An 18,378-nucleotide genomic window follows, 5' to 3' on the forward strand; every position below is an offset into this window, starting at 1 on the left:
CGGGTGGACGACAGCCGGTCACGACCCCCGGCGTGGCGCCCGGCCGGCAGGGGTGGGCCACCGGTTCGTGAACCGCGCCGGTCCGCCGCTGGACGGGCCGGACCGGCACTGAAGGGACTGCGGGTGAGGCGACGAGGCAACGGGCCCCGGAGGCTACGGGTCGCGGCGGGGACGGTCGTCGTCCTCGCCGTCGCGATGGCCCCCGGTGCGGCCGTGGCCGACCCGACACCCGCTGCGGCCCCCGGGACGCCGGTGTGCGAGGTGCGTGGCGGCCGGCTGAGCGAGATCTCCGGCATGGCCGCGACGGACGGCGGCTTCGTCATGATCAACGACGGCGCGGACGACGAGGCCCGCCGCCGCATCTTCTTCCTGGACGACCGGTGCTCCGTCGTGCGGACCGTGTCCTATCCGTCCCGGCCGCGCGACACCGAGGACCTCGCCGTCGGCGCCGACGGCACGGTCTGGGTGGCCGACATCGGCGACAACGACCGGTCCCGGCAGACGATCGCGGTGTGGAAGCTGCCGCCGGGGGCCGACCGGCCGGTGTTGTACCGCATGGCCTATCCGGACGGCCCGCACGACGCGGAGGCCCTGCTCGTGACCGGCGACGACCGGCCGGTGGTCGTCTCCAAGTACTCGGCCAACCTGTACGCCCCGAGCGCCGCCCCGCGTCCGGGTGTGACGACACCGCTGGTGAAGGTGGGACAGGTCCGGCTGCCGGCCTCCACGACGAGCAACCCGTTCGGGGCGCTCGGTCGCACGGCGGTCACCGGCGCCGCCACCGCACCGGACGGGCGCCGGATCGTCCTGCGCACCTACGCGGACGCGTACGAGTTCGACGTGACCGACGGCGACGTGATCACCGCGTTGACCGGCGGGACGCCACGGATCGTCGCGCTGCCGGACGAACCGCAGGGCGAGTCGGTCACCTACAGCCGCGACGGGCGCTCCCTGCTCACCGTGTCCGAGACCGCCGACCAGCCGCCGGGGACGATGCCCGTGGTCCGGCGCTATCCGCTGCCGGCGGCCGTTCCGTCTCCGGCGTCGCCCACCACGCCCGGGCCGACGGCCCGGGCCGCCGGCGACGGGACCGGCCGCGCCGGCGCCATGGGGACCTACCTCCTGGCGGCCGGAGCGCTCGGGCTGGCACTGATCGCCGTGGGCCTGGTCGCGCTGATCCGCACGCGGCGCGCCGGGCCGCGCTGACCCGCGCGCGGCGGGCGCGCTGGCCGGCACGGCTGCCGGGGGCGCGCGCCCGGGTCAGGCGCCGTCCCCACGGGACGCGGCCGCGGTGTGGAGGCCGGTGAACAGCGCTGCCAGCAGGTCGCTGCGCGCGTCGATGCCGGCCGCCGAGACCCACTCCTGCCGGGCGTGGGCGCCACCACCGGGCGGGGCGAGCCCGTCGACGGTGGGGCGGCCGAGCGCACCCGTCGTGTTGGTGTCGGCGGCACCGTCCGCCGGTCGACCGGCGAGGCGTTGACCGAGGCCGGCGGCGACGCGCACGATCCGGTCGAGCAGGTGCTGCCCCGCCTCGTCCGGTCGCCAGGTGGGCCGGTGCGAGAGCAGCCGGGCGTCGAGCCGGGCGCGGTCGCGCACCGGGCGCAGCGACCTCAGGCCGGCGAGGACGGCGTCCTCGTCGTCCGGGTCGGTGAAGCGCAGTCCCAGCTCGACGTGGGCCGCGCCGGCCACGACGTTGGTCCGCCCGCCGCCGGCGATGGTGCCGGTGTTGAGCAGGACCGGCCGGCCCTGCACGAGCGCGCGGACCCGCACGAGCTGGTCGACGAGCTCGTCGATGGCGTTGACTCCGGCGTCCGGGTCGAGCGCGGCGTGCGCCTCGACCCCGGTGACCTCGATGCGGACCCGGGTGCTGCCGCGCCGGCCGGTCTTGAGGTCGCCGCCGGGGTGCGGCGGTTCCAGGCCGAGCACCGCGCGGGCCCGGGCCGCCTCGGCCCGGACAAGCCCGGTGGCGGTGGGCGAGCCGATCTCCTCGTCGGCGACGACGAGGACCCTGATCTCGGGGTGCGGGGCGCCCTGCCGCTCGACGTGTGCCGCCGCCGCGAGCAGTGCGACGATCCCGGCCTTGGTGTCGCAGACGCCCGGACCGCGGACGACGTCCCCCTCGACGGACCACGGCATGCCGGACAGCGTGCCGACCGGCCAGACGGTGTCGTAGTGGGTCAGCAGCAGCACCGGATCGCCCGGGACCCCTCGCGCCGGGAGGGTCCAGACCAGATGGTCGCCGCTCGGGTGCGGCACCCGGGCGGTGTCGAAGCCGGCGCGGGCGGCGTCGGCGTCGAGCACGTCGGCCAGCGCGGCCAGCGCCCGCCGGTCACCGGTCGGCGACTCGTGCAGCGTGTAGCGATGCAGCGCGTCGAGCGCGGCGCTGGATCCTGAGGACGGCATATGCGGACCATATGATTCACCCGGACACCTTGTCAACGGGCGCGATCAGCGGCAGCATGGGCAACATACGATCGCTATCATTGCAAGGGAGTGGCTGATGACCGCTGACACGCAAGGGATCGTGGCGCGTGACCTCGCCGGGCTCGCCGAGTGGACGGCGGCATCGGCGCTCTACCGGAGCGTCTTCGGTTACGAGGGCCCCGAGCACGCCGTCAGCCCCCGCCTCCTGGCCGCGCTGGGCGAGAACGCGGGGACCGCGGTCGGCGCGTTCGACGAGGACGGCTCCCTCGTCGGCTTCTGCTACGGCTTCACCGGCGTCGAGCACGGCGAGCTCTACCACTACTCGCAGGCGGCCGTCGTCGACGCGCGGGCGCAGGGGCGCGGCGTCGGACGCCTGCTCAAGCACGCCCAAGCCGAGGTCGCACGACGCGCGTGCGTGCACACGATGCGGTGGACCTTCGACCCGTACGCGCTGCGCAACGTCCACTTCAACCTGAACGTGCTGGGCGCCGTCGGGATCCGCTTCCTGCCCGACTTCTACGACGACGGCGACAGCGACCGGGTCCTGGTCCGGTGGGACCTCGACCGCCCCGGGGGCAGCACCTGGGCGCCGGGGCACGGGCACGCGGCCGTCGACTCGCCCGCCGACGACCGTACCGCCGCACGGAGGCCCGACGACCGGGCGCGGCTACGCCTGGCGCTGGCCGGCCGGTTCGCCGCGGGCGGGCGGCTCGTCGGCGTCGCGCGGCGGGCCGACACCCCCGGCCGCGTCAGCTACCTGTTCGCACAGGATTGAGGGCATGACCACGAAGAGATCGACCCCCTCGGAGCGCTTCGACCGCAACGTGCAGCGCAGGTCCGCGCAGGTGCTCAAACAGCGGGTCCTGGAGCAGCAACGCACCGAGTTCGCCAAGGCGCTGGCGTGGGCCGCCGAGCAGGACGCCATCGAGCGGGCCGCGGCGCTCATCGTGTCGGCCCGCCGGCGGTACCTGCTCGGCCACGGCAAGTCGCTCGGCTTCGCGTCCCTGCTCGCCGCCGACCTCAGCGCCGGGCTCTCCGGCGTCCACCTCGTCGACGGCGCGGCACTGCGGCCCCTCGACGTGCTCAGCGACATCCGCCAGGGCGACCTGCTCGTGGCCGTCTGCATGGCGCGCTACCGGCGCGAGACCATCGACGTCGCTTCCGCCTACGTCCGCCACGGCGGTCAACTGGTCCTCGTCACCGACGCCGAGGACGCGCCGCTGGCCGAGACCGCCGCCGTCCGCATCGTCATCGGCACCGACAGCGCCTCCTACGCGAACTCCCCCACCTCCGTGGTGCTCGCCCTGCACCTGCTCGCCACCCTGACCATCGCCAGCTCGAAGGGGGCCGGCCGCCGCCTGCGCGAGCGCGACGCCCTCGCCGCCGAACTCGATCTCTACCAGGAGGAACCGTGACCGACCGCAGGCGAGGCGGAGGGGCCGCCCACGAGCCGGCCGGGGACCGCCGGCACGGCGAGGTGACGGCGTGAGGCGGATCGAGGCGGTGGAGCTACGCCGGGTACGGCTGCCGCTCGTGCACCGGTTCCAGACCAGCTCCCACGCCAAACGGGAGCTGGAGCACATCCTGGTCGCGCTCACCGACACCGACGGCGCCGTCGGGTGGGGCGAGATCGCGTCGCCGAGCGGCCCGTTCTACTCCGCCGAGACCGTCGAGAGCTGCTGGGCGGTCGCCCGCGACCACCTCGCGCCGCTGGTCCTGCGTACCGACTGGGAGCACCCGGCGGACCTGGCCGCGACGCTCGGCCGGGTCCGGGGCAACCACTTCGCCCGCGCCGGCTTCGACATCGCCGCCTGGGCCCTGTGGTCGGCCGCCGAGGGCACCTCCCTCGCGCACGCCCTGGGCGGCACGCGCGGCAGCGTCGAGGCGGGGGTGTCGCTGGGCATCGAACCCACCGTCGACGACCTCCTCGCGCAGGTGCGGCTGCGGGTCGACGAGGGCTACCGCAGGATCAAGCTCAAGATCGCGCCCGGCTGGGACGTCGACCCGGTGCGGGCCGTGCGCGCGGCACATCCGAGCGTGCCGCTGCACGTCGACGCCAACGGCGCCTACGAGGACACCCCGGAACACCGGGCCGTCCTGGCCGAACTGGACGGCCTGGGCCTGCTGATGATCGAGCAGCCGTTCGCGCCGCGCGCACTCGTCGCGCACGCCGCCCTGCAGGAACGCATCGGCACGCCCGTCTGTCTCGACGAGTCCGTCGAGGAGGTGGACGACCTCGTCACCGCGCTGCGCCTGGGCGCCGTACGCGTGCTCAACGTCAAGGTCTCGCGGATGGGCGGGCTGACCCACGCCGTACGGGCGCACGACCTCGCGCGCGAGCACGGTGTTCCCGTGTGGTGCGGCGGCATGCACGAGTTCGGGATCGGCCGGGCCGCCAACGTCGCGCTGAGCGCGCTCGCCGGCTTCACGCTCCCCTCGGACGTCTCCGGCTCCGACAAGTACTACGCCCGTGACGTCACCACCCGCCCGATCGTGAGCGCCGACGGGCTCGTCGAGGTGCCCGCCGTGCCCGGCCTCGGGTGGGACGCCGACCTGACGTACATCGGGGAGAGGACCACCGACCGGCTCGTGCTGCGCGCGGACGGGACGGCGTGACGGGCCGGTCACCCGCTCGTGGCGCGGGCGGGTGACCGGCCGTCCCGACCCCGCGCTAGCCGCGCAGGTGGTTGGCGTGCACGTGGGCGCCGACGGCGTACCCGGCCGCGAGCCCGCCCTCCGCGTCGAACTGGTAGTGGACGCCGAGGTAGACCCGGCTGCGCGCGTTCTCCTGCGCCGCCTGGGTGAAGCTGCCGAACGAACGCGGCGCCCCGACGGCGTGGGGGTCCTCCGTGGTGGCCGTGAACGGGACGGCGTCGGTCCCGAAGTAGGCCCGCATGACACCGGCCCAGGCGCCCGCGAAGGTGGCGTGCCCGGAGACGTACGCCGGGAAGGGCGGGGAGAACGACTGCCCGGCGCGGTTCTGGGACAGTGGCCGCCAGGACGGGTCGGGTCGGGTGCCGGGCCGACCGTCGGTGTCCGCGTGGTGGATCGCCGACTCGGGCCGCCACAGGTCGATCGGGGTGGCGGCCACTGTCCCAGGCGACGATCGCCGCATCGGCCATCGCCAGGGAGACCAGACCGAACAGGCGGGCGTTCTGCAGCATCGTCAGCTTCCGCTGCTCGGCGACGATCCTGGTGTGCGTCAGGAGCTGACCCGGCGGCTTGTACGTGCCACCGAGGTCGTTGGCCCAGAAGAAGGCGATCTCCGTCTGCTCGGCGGTACGGGTGCCGCCCTCGCGGGCGCCGAACTGCTGGACCTCGGTGACCTGGTCCTCGTAGAGCTGGCTGCCGAGCAGTGCGGTGTAGCTGTCGAACCCGCCCGGCAGGCCGGGCCGGAACTGGGTCGGCGAGGTCAGGGTGAACGGGGTGACCCGACCCCAGTTCGGTGACGCGGCCGGTCCGGATCCGGTCGGCCGCCACGAGCCGGGCACCCCGTCGGGGACGTACGGGCTCTCGTCGGTCGAGCCGTCGGCGCGGCGGGCGTCGACGTTGGCGGCGGCGGCCTGACTGCCGACCGCCCTGCCCCGCTCGATCTCGTCGGCGTTCACGCCGGACGGCAACAGGCCGGTGGCCTGGGCCAGCGCGGATTCGAACGACCGGCCGGCGAACAGGGCACCGAGGCTGTCGTGGGCCGCCTGGTTGACTGCGGTCTCCAGCGACGGCGCCACCACGTCGTCCAGGGTGCCCGGATACTCGACCGGCACCCGCACCCGGTAGGGCTCCCCCGTGCCGGTGACGGAGACGGCGGCGTCGTGCATCGCGGCGTGCATGATGGCGGCGCTGCGGCTCAGCGTCGTGGGGGGCAGGTCGGTCGCCCTGAAGGCGTCGAGCAGCACGCCGTTCCAGAACAACACCGGGTCGGCCGTCGGGTCCGGCGCCAGCGGCACCAGCGAGACGTTGTCCAGCCGGACCGTCGAGGCCGGGCTCGCGCCCAGGTGGAACAGCAGCACCCCCTCGGGGTCGGCGAACGGCGCGGTGAACTCGTGGCTGAACCGGCGCGTCGCCCCGGTCAACTCCACGACCCGGTCGAACGCAGAGGTGTACGGCGAGTCGACGCGGGACACCGTGACCCGCATCGTCCGGTTGACGGTGGCGGACGCGTCGAAGGCCACCCGGTACCTGCGGCCGGCGGTGATCCCGAACTCGAAGTGACCGACCAGGTCGTCCCAGACCTGGGTGGCCCGCCCGGCGGTACGGATCTGGAGCTGGCCGCCGACCACCGAGGTCCGGGTCTCAGCCAGCCGGGTCCACCAGGGCTCGGTGCTGCCGCTGCTGAACGTGCCGTTGCTGATCAGTTCGGTGCCGGGCGGCGGCTCGGCGGCGGAGGCGGCGGTCGGACGCGCCACGAGCGCAGCCGCCACGACGAGGTTGAGGGCGAGCAGCATGGTCAGGGCGCGCAGGGCGGTCCGGCGCACGGGTCGCGCGCTGGCGGGATGGGGCATGGCGTACCTCTCCTGGTCACCGGATGCGGACGCGCCCCGTCGATGGGGCCGGGGTGGCACCGTCGAGGTCCACACCGCACTGACCGGGCGCAGCGTCACCGTAGGCGTCAGACGTGCGCCTTGAGCTGCTCGAACGCGTTCGGGACAGTGCGGAACACCGCAGCCGTGACGGCGCCGCGGTCCGATGGGTGCTCCGATGGCGACCGCCCGGGTAGCCTGACCGGCACCATGGACGGTCACCGATTCGCCGTGTCCCGGCTCCTGCCGCCGCCCGGGCTGCCCCGGGCGATCGCGTACCAGTCCGCCATGGTCGCCGTCGGCAGCGGCACCTTCCTCACCGGCAGCATCGTGTTCTTCACCGAGGTGCTCGGGCTCAGCCCGGTGCAGATCGGGATCGGTTTTTCGATCGCGGGGCTCACCGGGGTGGCCACCTCGCTGCCGCTGGGCGCGCTGGCCGACCGGATCGGCGGGCAGCGGTCCTGGGCCCTCGGCGCGCTCGGCTCGGCGCTGACGTTCGCCGCCTACCCGCTCGTGACGTCGTTCCCGGGCTTCGTGGTGCTGATGGTGGTGGCCGCCGTCACCGACTCGTTCGCCAACGCCGGCCGCACCATCTACACCGCCGACGCCATGCCGGCGGAGGACCGGGTGCGGACGATGGCGTACGCCCGCTCGTACCTCAATGCCGGGTTCACCGTCGGCACCGGTCTCGGCGCGGTGGCGCTGGCGTTCGACTCCCCCGCCGCGCTCGTCGCCATGGTGCTGCTCAACTCCGCGTTGTCACTGCTCAACGCCGGCCTCGTGACCCGGCTGCCGGCCGCGCCGGTGGTGCGGCACGAGCGGACGGCCACCGCCTCGCGGTGGGCGGTGCTGAAGGACCTGCCCTACGCGACGAGCGCCGTGCTCCTCGCCGTCATGATGTTCCACTCGGTGATCCTGGTCGAGATCCTGCCGCTCTGGGCGATCACCCACACCGACGCCCCGAAGCCGCTGCTCGGCGCGATGCTGGCCCTCAACACGGTGCTGGTGATCACGTTGCAGGTGCCGGCGGCGCGCGGCGCCGACTCGCTTCCCGGCGCGGCCCGCCTGATCCGCCGGGGTGCCCTGGTCACCGCGCTCGCCTGCCCGGTGGCCGCGCTCGCGGGTCGGACCGGCGGCGGGTGGACGGTCGTCGCGCTCCTCGGCGTCGTGGTGCTGGTGACCACCACCGAGTTGTGGTTCTCGGCGGCGCTCTGGTTCTTCCAGACCAACGTGCCGCCGGCCGCGTCGCGCGGGGTGTACCTCGGCACGGCGCAGACGATCAGCTCGGCGGCGGACGTCTTCGCGCCGGTCGGCCTGACCCTCCTCGCGATCCAGACCGGAGGCTGGGGCTGGTGGGTCGTCGCGGCGATCTTCGTGGGCTGCGCGCTGGCCGCCGGCCCGGCCGTCGGCTGGGTCGCCCGGACGCCGCGGACCGGCGCCGGCGCCGACGCGCCGCCGTCATCGTCCACAGAGGAACCGAAGCCGGCCGTACGGCCCACCTCCGCGTGACGTCGGAAGATCGACCGATCCTTGACACGGAATCGACGCGGCTGAAATCCTTCCCGGCGAAGGGGGTCCGATGAGCGCTGAGGACGACGACACCCGGACGTACGCCGTGGTCGTGAACGACGAGGAACAGTTCTCGATCTGGTGGGACGACCGGGAGCTGCCCGCCGGCTGGCGGCGCGAGGGCACCACCGGGACACGCGCCGAGTGCCTCGCCCACATCGACGAGGTGTGGACGGACATGCGGCCCGCATCGTTGCGGCGTTGGATGGACGAGCACGCCGCGACCGGCTGACGCCGCACCGGACGAGGGCGCATGAGCGACAGTTGCCAGCGGTATCCGGCCCTCGCCGTGCAACGCGGGATGGTGCTGCAGACACTCCGGCAGCCCGCCGGCGGGGTGGACGTCCAGCAGGTCACGATCAGGTGGGACGGCCCGCCGGACCGGGACGCGTTCAGCGCCGCCTGGCAGGCCGCGACCCGGCGGCACGCGGTGCTGCGTACGGCCTTCGAGGTCGACGGCGACCACGGCGTGGCGCAGGTCGTCCGGTCCACCGTGGCACCCGACCTGCGGTGGCGGGAGACGACGCTCGACGACTTCCTCCCCACCGACCGGTACGAGCCCTTCGACGTCGGCCGGGCGCCGCTGCTGCGGGTCACCGCGCTGAGCGACCAGCACGTCGTCGTCACCTTCCACCACGCGATCCTCGACGGCCGCTCCACCCGGATGCTGCTCGACGAGGTCCTCGCCGACTACGCCGCGCGCCGGGCCGGCCGGGTGCCGGACCCGCCGCGCCGGCCGCCGTTCGCGGACTTCGTGCACTGGTGGGGCGCGCGCGACCCGAGCACCGGCGACGCGTTCTGGAAGGGGTACCTCGCGGGCGCCCCGATGCCGCGGGCGCTCCCGGGCCGTCTCGACGCGGATCCCGGCGCGCGGGGCGTGCCCGCCTCGCACGAGGTCGTCGTCACCCGGCCGGACTCCGACCGGCTCCGCGCCGCCGCCGCCGGAGCGGGCGTCGGCGTCAGCGCCGTGGTCCACGCGGCCTGGGCGCTGCTGCGCGGCGGCTACGGCGGGGTCGACGACGTCACCTTCGCGGTCACGAGATCCTGCCGGTACGACAGCGTCCCGGACGCCGACCGGATCCTCGGACTGCTGCTCAACACGGTGCCGCTGCGGATCCGCCTCGATCCGGGGTGGACGGTGCGGCGGTTCCTCGCCGACGTGGCGGGCCGGATCCGGCGCATCCGCGAGCACCAGCTCACGCCGCTGCACAGCATCCTCGACCAGGCGGGCCTGGCACCCGACACGCCGCTGCTGGACAGCCTGATGGTGTTCGAGCGGCAGCGGCTGTCCACCGCCCTGGCCGAGGGCGGGCCGGAGGGGGCCCGGCGCTCGGCCCGCGTACACCGGATGCCCGGCGGTCCGCTGACGGTGCACGCCTTCGACGAACCGGAGCTGCGCCTGGGCGTGACGTGGGACGGCACCAGGCTGCTGGACGTCTCGGCGCGGCGGGTCCTCGCGCAGTTGCACCACACCGTGCTCGAGTTGGCGGAGCGGCCGGACGCCCGCCTGGCCGACCTGGATCTCGGCGCCGCCGGGGAGGCGCCGTTGCGCGCCGCCTGGAACGCCACCCGGCGGCCCTATCCCCGCGACGCCTCCATTCCCGAGGTCTTCGCGGCCCGCGTCGCCGACGACCCGGCCGCCACCGCGCTGGTGGTCGGCGACCGCACCCTCTCCTACGCGGAGCTGGACCGGGCGGCGGACCGGCTGGCCTGGACGCTGCGCCGGCACGGGGTCGCCGGGGAGACCCCCGTCGCCGTGCTGCTCCCCCGGGGCGAACCGCTGATCCGGGCCCTGCTGGGCGTGCTCAAGGCCGGCGGGTCCTACCTTCCCGTGGACGCGTCCGCCCCACCCGCCCGGATCGCGGGTCTCCTCGCGGCCAGCGGCACCCGCCTGCTGCTGACCACCGCCGCGACCGCCGCCGACCTGCCGGACCTGGGCCCGGTCCGGGTGCTGGACGTCGACGCGCCCGCCGGGGAGCCGGCGCCGGCCGGCCCGCCGCCGGGGCGGATCCACCCGTCGCAGCTCGCCGCCGTCCTGCACACCTCCGGCTCGACCGGCGCGCCCAAGCGGGTCGGGATCACCCACCGGGGCGTGGTGCGGCTGGTGACCGGCCCGGACTTCGCCACCCTCGGCCCCGGCGAGCGGGTGCTCCAGTTCGCCCCCACCGCGTTCGACGCGTCCACCTGGGAGGTCTGGGGCGCGCTGCTCACCGGCGCCACGGCGGTGGTCGCGCCCCCGGACCCGGTGGACCTCACCCGGCTGACCGCGCTGATCCGCGACGGCGGGGTCACCGTCGCCCTCCTCACCGCCGGGCTCTTCCGGCAGCTCGCCGAGGAGGACGTCACGTCCCTCGCGGGGGTCCGGCAGCTCCTCACCGGCGGCGACGTGGCCGACCCGGGCGCGGTCCGCGCCGTACTCGCCGCGCGCGGCGGGCTACCGCTGGTCAACGCGTACGGGCCGACGGAGAACACGACGCTGACCAGTTGCCACCTGATGAGCGGCGCCGGGCCGGTGGGCGACCCGGTGCCGGTCGGCCGTCCCGTGCCGCAGACCACCGTCCACGTGCTCGACGGCAGCGGCCGGCCGGTGCCGGTCGGGGTCGCCGGCGAGCTGTGCACCGGCGGCGACGGGCTGGCCCGCGGCTACCTCGGCGACCCGGCGGCCACCGCCCGGGCGTTCGTGCCGGATCCGCAGGCGCCCGGCGAGCGCCTCTACCGCACCGGTGACGTCGTGCGCTGGCGCGCGGACGGGGTGCTGGAGTTCCTCGGCCGCCGCGACGACCAGGTGAAGATCCGGGGGTTCCGGGTCGAGCCGGGCGAGGTGGAGGCGGTGCTCCGGGCGCACCCGCAGGTCGCCTCGGCGGCGGTGGGCGTACAGGGCGACGGGCCGGAGCGGCACCTGGTCGGCTACGTCACGCCGGCCGGCGCGGCGGTACCGACCCCGGCGAGCCTGCGTGCGCACGTCGCCACCCGGCTGCCGGCCCACCTGGTGCCGGCCGCGTACGTCGTCCTCGACCGGCTGCCGCTGACCGCGTACGGGAAGGTCGACCGGGCGGCGCTGCCGGCACCCGGTCCCGCCGAGGAGGATCCCGACGTCGCCGGACCCACCTCGCCGACCGAGCACCGGCTCGCCGGACTCTGGTCCCGGCTGCTGCCCGGCGGGCGCCCGCCCGCGCGCATCGGACGGGAGAGCAGCTTCTTCGCCCTCGGCGGCAACTCGCTGACCGCCACCCGGCTGATGTTCCGCATCCGCGAGGCGTTCGGCGTGGAGCTGGGCGTGGGCCCGTTCTACCGGGCGCCGACCCTGGCCGCGACGGCGGCGGCGATCGACGCGGCGACCGGAGCGGCGCCCGGCCACCGGGGACAGGCCGGGCCGGCGCTGCGCCGCCGGGACCGGGTGCCGCACGGAAGCGGGCGGGACCTGCCGGCGCACCTGGCCCGGCTGACCGACGGTTGGGCGCTGTGGCGGACCGTCTGCCTGCGGGGCGCGGGCCTTCCGGTCGACCTGCTGGCCCCGCTCGGCGACGCGGAACTCGCCGCCGCCGCCGACGGGGTGGTGGCGGCCCGGGCCGACGGGGACCCGGCCGGCATCGCCGCCGCCGAGGCGGCGTACGCGGCGGCGTACCCGGAGGCGGTCGGCCGGCTCGCGGTCGCGCTGCACACGGTGGCGGCCCACCCCCGCTTCCGCGAGGCGGTGGCCTGGCAGAACCCGCACGCGCTGCGTACCGGCGTCGACGCGCTGCTGCGCCGGGGCCCGGGCAGCCCGACCCGCAACACCAAGCACCGCCAGCACGAGGCGCTGGTCACCAGCTACCTCCAGCGCTACTGCGCCAAGAACGACACGATCGGGTTCTTCGGGCCGGTCGGTTGGGCGCGGATCGAGCCGGGCGGCGGCGTACGGGTCGACCCCGCGGACCCACCGGCGCTGCTCGCCGAGCGGACGGTCTACCTGGAGGGCTGGGCGGTCGCCGCCGTGCTGGCCCCGTACGCGCAACGGCTGCGCCCGTGGCTCGTACCCCGGCTCATGCCCTTCCTGGAGCTGGCCGGGACGACGCTGCGGGTGCCGCTCGCCCCGCCGGTGGCGCTGACCGACGCCGAGGCGGCGGTGCTGCGCGCCTGCGACGGGGTCCGCGACGCGCACGAGGTCGCCGGGGCCGTGCTGGCCGAGCCGGGTTCGGGACTGCGGTCGACGCGGGAGGTGCACGAGGTGCTGGAGACGTTGGCCGGGGCCCACCGGATCGCCTGGCAGCCGGAGGTGGCGCCGCACGACACCCGGCCGGAGCGGACCATGCGGGCCCGGCTGGCCCGGGTCACCGACGAGGCCGTGCGCGCGCCCGCGCTCGCCGCCCTGGACGAGCTGGTCGCCGCCCGGGACGCGCTCACCTGGGCGGCCGGCGACCCGGAGCGGTTGACCGGTGCGATGGGCGGCCTGGAGGCCACCTTCACCCGGCTGGCCGGCGTCCCGGCCACCCGGCGCGCCGGCACGATGTACGCCGGACGCACCCCCGTCTACGAGGAGTGCCTGCGGGCCGGCACGGTCGGCGTCGGCGAGGCGAGCCTCGACGGGATCCGCGACGCGCTCGGCCTGGTGCTGGAGAGCGCACGCTGGTTCACCGCCGCCGGGGCGACGCTCTACCGCCGCCTCTGCGCGGAGGTCTACCGCCGCCGGGCCGCCGAGTTGGGCACCGACGTGGTGCCGCTGGCCGACTTCTGGCTGCTGGCCGGCGAGGCGCTGTTCCATCCGCCGCGACGGCTGACCGACCTGCTGACCGCCGCGCTGCACCGGCGCTGGGCCGACGTGCTGGCGCTGCCGCCGGACCGGCGGCGGATCCGGTTCACGGCGGCGGAGCTGGCGCCGGCGGTGGCCGCCGCCTTCCCGCCGGGGCGGCCCGGCTGGCCGACCGCGCGGCAGCACAGCCCGGACCTGATGCGGGCCGGCGACGAGTGGGTCCTGGGCGAGCTGCACCCGGGCGTCAACACCCTGCGGTACGCCACCTGGGTGGCCTACCACCCAGAGGCGGACGCGCTGCGCGCCGCGCTGGCCCGCGACGTGGGCGCCGGGGCGGTCTATCCCGCCGAGACCGGCCAGGAGGGCGGCGTGCCGACCCGGCAGAGCAACGCGCTGGCCGGACCCGACGACGTCCGGCTGGTGTTCGCGCACGACTCGTTCGGGCACGACCCGCGCCACAGCCTGCGCGTCGGCGAGTGCGACCTGGTCGAGGTGGCCGGCGGGCTGCGGGTACGGTCGCGCGACGGGCGGTTCGACGTGGACCTGATGCACGTCCTCGGCGACGTGGTCGGCGCCGGGCTGTCCCAGCTCTTCCGCGTCCTGCCCCCGGCGGCGCACCAGCCCCGGATCACCATCGACTCCCTCGTGGTCAGCCGCGAGTCGTGGACGTTCGCCGCCGCCGACCTCGCCTTCGCCGACACCCGCGACGAGGCGCTGCGGTTCCGGCAGGCGCGGGCCTGGGCCGGCGCCCACGGCCTGCCGCGTCACGTGTTCCTGCGCTGCACGGGCGAGCGGAAACCGGTGCACGCCGACCTGACCAGCCTCGCCTCGGTCGACCTGGTGTCCCGGTCGGTCCGCCGGGCCCGCCGGCACGGCGGCGACGACGCCACGGTCGGCGTGGTGGAGATGCTGCCGGCGCCGGACCAGCTCTGGCTGACCGGGCCCGACGGCCGGTACACCGCCGAACTGCGGGTCGTCGCGGTCGACGGGCAGGTGCGCTGAGATGGCCGTGTTCGAGTTCCCGGCGTCGGCCGCGCAACGCCGGATGTGGCTGCTCGACCAGCTCGACCCGGGCCAGCCGACCTACCACGTCGGCTGGGCGGTGTGGCTGGACGGCCCGTTGGACAAAGCCGCGCTCGACGGGGCCTGGGCGGCGGCGGTCGCCCGGCACGAGATCCTGCGCACCCGCTTCCGGGCCAACGGCGGGCGGCCGATCCAGGTGATCGACGACGACGCCCCCGCGTCCGCCGTCGAGGTCGTGGCCCTGGACGAGCTGCCCGAGGCGGACCGGGAGGCCGCGGCCCGGGCCGCGCTGCGGGAGCACGCCCGCACCCCGCTGCCGCTGGAGCGTGGCCCGCTGACCCGGGTCAAGCTGCTGCGCCTCGCCCCGCAGCGGCACGTCCTGGCGCTGGTGGCGCACCACGCGATCGTCGACGGCTGGTCGTTGCGGCTGCTCTTCGACGAGCTCTCCGCCGACTACGAGGCGCTGCGCGCCGGCCGGCCGCCCGGCTCCGTCGAGCCGCCCCTGCAGTACGCGGACTTCGCCCTCTGGGAGCGGGAGCACGACGACGCGGGCGGTCACGCCGAGGCGGAACGCTTCTGGCCGGCCGAGCTGGCCGGTGCGCCGCCGGAGGTGCCGCTCCCGGTCGACCACCCGTACCCCGACCGGCTGTCGCCGGCCGCCGCCGAGGTCGCGGTGCCGGTCGACGGGGAGCTGGCCGGGGCGCTGCGCCGCCTGGCCGGGGCGCGGGGCAGCACCCTCTTCACCGTCCTGCTGACCGCGTACGCGGCCCTGCTGTCCCGGTTCAGCGGCGCGGACGACGTGCTCGTCGGCGTGCCCGTGGCGGGGCGCACCCGGATCGAGACCGAGCCGATGCTGGGCCTCTTCGCCAACACCGTCGCGATCCGGGCGACGCTGCACGGCGATCCGACGCTCGCCGAGCTGCTCGACCGGCTGCACGCCGCCACCGCGCGCGCCCAGGCCCACCAGGACCTGCCGTTCACACGGGTGGTCGAGCTGTGCCGGCCGCAGCGGCAGCCGTCGCGGGCGCCGCTGGTGCAGGTGATGTGCACGGTCGAGGAGGCCCTGCCGACGCTGGACCGGGGGGCGCTGCGCTGGCGGCCGGAGCTGGTGCCCACCGGCACCGGCAAGTTCGAGCTGGAGCTGGCCGCCGTCGCCGGCCCGGACGAGCTGACGGTGCGCCTGCGCTACCTCACCGACCTCTTCACCCCGGACGGCGCGGGCCGGTTGGCCGACGCCCTGGGCGCGATCCTGACCGCGCTGGCGACCGCCCCGCAGACCCGCGTCTGCGACGTGGACCTGCTCTCCCCCGCGACGGCGGACCTCGTCACCCGGGTGTGGCCGGCGGCCCGCTCCGGGTCCCTCCCGCCACCGGAGTGCACCGCGGCGGCGCTCGTGGCCGACGTCGACGCCGGCGACCGGGTGGTGATCGAGGGCGACGACGCGACCCTGACCGGCACCGAGGTGCGCGGGCTCGCGGGCCGGATCGCCACCGGGCTGCGCGGGCTCGGCGTACGGGTCCAGGAGACCGTGGGCATCGTCCTGCCCCGGGGAGCGCGTCCGCTCCCGGCGCTGCTGGGCGTCTGGTGGGTCGGGGCGGCGTACCTGCCGCTCGATCCGACCCATCCGCCGGGGCGGCTGCGCGGGATGCTCGCCGACGCCGGGGTGCGGGTGGTCGTCACGGACAGCGGCGCCGTCCCCGCGCCGCTGCTGGCCGAGCTGGCCGCGTCGGTGACCCTGCTGGACCTGGCCCTACCGGAGCCGGCCGGGGCGGGGACGCGACCGGTGCCGCCGCCGTGCGCGGCGCCGGCGACGGCGGCGGCGTACGTGCTGTTCACCTCGGGGTCGACCGGCCGGCCGAAGGCGGTCACCGTCACCCAGGGCGCGGTGGCGCACCTGCTGCACGCGTTCCGCGAGATGGTCCCGTTGGGGCCGGCCGACCGGGTCCTCTCGGTGAGCCCGTTCGCGTTCGACATCGCCCTGCTCGACCTGCTCCTGCCGTTGCTGTGCGGCGCGCCGGTGGTGGTCGCCGGCGACGACGACGTGATCGACGGCAACCGGCTGCGGCGGCTGCTCGCCACGACCGGGGCCACGATGCTCCAGGCGACCCCGACGACGTGGCGCATGCTGGTGGCGGCCGGCGGGGTGCCGGCGGGGGTGCGGCTGCGCCTCAGCGGCGGGGAGGCGCTGCCCCGGGCCCTCGCCGACGCCCTCGCGGAGCCGGGCACGCGCCTGTGGAACCTCTACGGTCCGACCGAGACGACCGTCTACTCGACCGGTGCCGAGGTCGAGCCGGGGTCGGCGCCGCCGGACCTGGGCCCGGCCGTCACCGGCAGCCGGGTCTACGTGCTGGACCGGTGGCTGCGGCCGGTGCCGCCGGGCGTGGTCGGCGAGGTCTGCATCGGCGGCGCGGGGGTCGGCCGGGGCTACGCCGACGCGCCCGGCTGGACCGCCGAGCGGTTCGTGCCCGACCCGTTCACCCCCGGCGGCCGGCTCTACCGCAGCGGGGACCTGGGCCGCTGGCTGCCGAGCGGGCGGATCGAGCCGCTGGGCCGGGCCGACCGGCAGGTGAAGGTGCGGGGGTTCCGGGTCGAGACGGCGGAGGTCGAGGCGGTGCTGCGCGGCCACCCGCAGGTCCGCGACGCGGTCGTGACGGCCGTGTCCGACGTGGCGCACGACGGCGTACGACTGGTCGGGTACGTGGTCACCGACCCGCCCGCGGCCGACCCGCCGGCGGGCCTGTCCGAGTACGCGCGCCGGTTCCTGCCCGCGCACATGGTGCCGGCGGTCCTCGTGGCGCTGCCCGAGGTGCCCCGCACCTCCCGCGGCAAGCTGGACCTGCGCGCCCTGCCACCGCCGGGCAGGGGCACCGGCTCCGGCGAGCCGCCCGTCGCCCCGCGCAGCCCGCTGGAGCGGGAGCTGGCGGGGCTGGTGGCCGACCTGCTGGGCCTGCCCGGCCCGGTCGGGGTCGCCGACAACTTCTTCGTCCTGGGCGGGCACTCCGTGAAGGCCACCCAGCTGATGGCCCGGGTCTGGACGACGTACGGGGTCGACCTCCCGGTCCGGACGCTCTTCGACGATCCCACCGTGGCCGGGCTGGCCGCCGCAGTCACCGCCGCCGGGACGGGAACCCACGCGGGGCTCGACGCGGCACCCGCCGGCGCCGCACCGGCGGGAGCCGGCCCGGCGGGGACCGGCCCGGCGGGAGCCGGCGCGCCGGGCGGGCCCGACGGCGCGGGTTACCTCGACACGCTGACCGACGACGACGTCGACGACCTCCTCGCCGGCATGGACGGGCCGTCGAGGTGGGCCGGATGAGCGCTCCGCCGGAGCCACCGGCCTGGCTGGCGGCGGTGCTCGCCGCGCTCGCCGAGGGCCACGACCCGGCCGCCCCGCCGGACTGGCGGCGGCGGGTCGACGTGGAACTCGACCGGCTCGCCGGCCGGGTGCCGTTCCCGGTGGTGCACGACTGGCAGGCGGGCGTGCTCGCCTCGACGCCCGGCGGCGACGCCGGCCGGCTGGTGGGTGACCTGCACCGACGGGCGCTGGCCGGCGACCGGGTCGGGGCCGACGAGTGGCGCGGCGCGCTCCGGCCCGCCCTGCGCGAGCTGTACCGGGCCGCCTACCCGTACGCCGAGGCCCGGGCGGTCGCGTACGCCAACGCCGAGGTCTACGCGACCGCCAACGGCTACGGCCCCGACGAGGTCGTCGAGTTCGCCGCGCACTACGCCGACCTCAGCACCGGGGCCAACGCCGAGGCGTTCGCCGACGCCAACGCCATCGCGAACGCCGACGCGCTGGCGGGCGCCCTGGCGCTGGCCGACGCTTCGGCGTACGCCGAGACGTACCCGGCCGCCCTGGTGCGCGCGTACGCCCTGGCGGCGGCGAACCGGGCCGGCGCGGCGGGTGCGCCGCACGTGCTGCGGGCGGCGTACGGACGGCTCGCCGACGCGCTGGCCGAAAGTCTGAGTCGCGTGTCGGATTGAGGTCCCCGGACCGGCCCGTCGGTCCCTGGTCCCAACCTGTCGAGTCGTCTACTGTGGATCCACTTCGGCCGATGTCAGGTGGCGCAGTCAGGTGGCGCGACGGGCCGTCGGGCAATCGAGGGGGCGCAC

General features: G+C 76.2%; 11 protein-coding genes and 1 pseudogene. 9 read left to right on the forward strand and 3 right to left on the reverse strand.

Annotation, left to right across the window (positions count from 1 at the left end; all coding sequences use genetic code 11):
- Positions 1-123: 123 nt before the first annotated feature.
- Complete coding sequence (locus ACPXCB_RS06730) at positions 124-1,206, forward strand: hypothetical protein (RefSeq protein WP_425873170.1); 1,083 nt, start codon at positions 124-126, stop codon at positions 1,204-1,206.
- A gap of 54 nt (positions 1,207-1,260) precedes the next feature.
- Here ACPXCB_RS06730 and ACPXCB_RS06735 read toward each other — a convergent pair whose 3' ends face one another.
- Positions 1,261-2,403: a M20/M25/M40 family metallo-hydrolase gene (locus ACPXCB_RS06735; RefSeq protein WP_425873171.1), complete on the reverse strand. Its 1,143-nt coding sequence runs from the start codon at positions 2,401-2,403 to the stop codon at positions 1,261-1,263.
- Positions 2,404-2,500: 97 nt separating this feature from the next.
- Between ACPXCB_RS06735 and ACPXCB_RS06740 the strand changes: the two genes are divergently transcribed.
- From ACPXCB_RS06740 to menC, 3 genes are all read left to right on the forward strand, one after another.
- Positions 2,501-3,199: a GNAT family N-acetyltransferase gene (locus tag ACPXCB_RS06740; protein ID WP_425873173.1), complete on the forward strand. Its 699-nt coding sequence runs from the start codon at positions 2,501-2,503 to the stop codon at positions 3,197-3,199.
- A 4-nt stretch (positions 3,200-3,203) separates the two neighbouring features.
- Complete coding sequence (locus ACPXCB_RS06745; protein WP_425873175.1) at positions 3,204-3,839, forward strand: MurR/RpiR family transcriptional regulator; 636 nt, start codon at positions 3,204-3,206, stop codon at positions 3,837-3,839.
- Positions 3,840-3,909: 70 nt separating this feature from the next.
- A complete protein-coding gene (gene menC, locus ACPXCB_RS06750) occupies positions 3,910-5,040 on the forward strand; it encodes an o-succinylbenzoate synthase (RefSeq protein WP_425873177.1) in 1,131 nt (376 codons plus the stop codon).
- Positions 5,041-5,095: 55 nt separating this feature from the next.
- Here menC and ACPXCB_RS06755 read toward each other — a convergent pair whose 3' ends face one another.
- Both ACPXCB_RS06755 and ACPXCB_RS06760 read right to left on the reverse strand, forming a co-directional pair.
- Positions 5,096-5,539 (reverse strand): vanadium-dependent haloperoxidase, encoded by a 444-nt coding sequence (locus ACPXCB_RS06755; protein WP_425873421.1) that lies wholly within the window; start codon positions 5,537-5,539, stop codon positions 5,096-5,098.
- A gap of 877 nt (positions 5,540-6,416) precedes the next feature.
- Positions 6,417-6,926: pseudogene (locus ACPXCB_RS06760) on the reverse strand (carbohydrate binding domain-containing protein); the annotation flags it as partial.
- 228 nt (positions 6,927-7,154) lie between these two features.
- On the opposite strand from ACPXCB_RS06760, the gene ACPXCB_RS06765 reads away from it, so the two are divergent.
- From ACPXCB_RS06765 to ACPXCB_RS06785, 5 genes are all read left to right on the forward strand, one after another.
- Positions 7,155-8,453: an MFS transporter gene (locus ACPXCB_RS06765; protein ID WP_425873179.1), complete on the forward strand. Its 1,299-nt coding sequence runs from the start codon at positions 7,155-7,157 to the stop codon at positions 8,451-8,453.
- A 70-nt stretch (positions 8,454-8,523) separates the two neighbouring features.
- On the forward strand, positions 8,524-8,745 hold the full coding sequence (locus ACPXCB_RS06770) for an MbtH family protein (RefSeq protein ID WP_425873181.1): 222 nt from the start codon (positions 8,524-8,526) through the stop codon (positions 8,743-8,745).
- A gap of 21 nt (positions 8,746-8,766) precedes the next feature.
- Positions 8,767-14,244: a non-ribosomal peptide synthetase gene (locus ACPXCB_RS06775; RefSeq protein ID WP_425873183.1), complete on the forward strand. Its 5,478-nt coding sequence runs from the start codon at positions 8,767-8,769 to the stop codon at positions 14,242-14,244.
- A gap of 1 nt (position 14,245) precedes the next feature.
- Positions 14,246-17,581: a non-ribosomal peptide synthetase gene (locus ACPXCB_RS06780; RefSeq protein WP_425873185.1), complete on the forward strand. Its 3,336-nt coding sequence runs from the start codon at positions 14,246-14,248 to the stop codon at positions 17,579-17,581.
- A complete protein-coding gene (locus ACPXCB_RS06785; RefSeq protein WP_425873187.1) occupies positions 17,578-18,249 on the forward strand; it encodes a hypothetical protein in 672 nt (223 codons plus the stop codon). The genes ACPXCB_RS06780 and ACPXCB_RS06785 overlap by 4 nt, the downstream gene beginning before the upstream one ends.
- Positions 18,250-18,378: the final 129 nt, after the last annotated feature.

Origin of the sequence: Micromonospora sp. DT62 (assembly GCF_049847285.1) — a bacterium.
Taxonomy (GTDB): Bacteria; Actinomycetota; Actinomycetes; order Mycobacteriales; family Micromonosporaceae; genus Micromonospora; species Micromonospora reichwaldensis.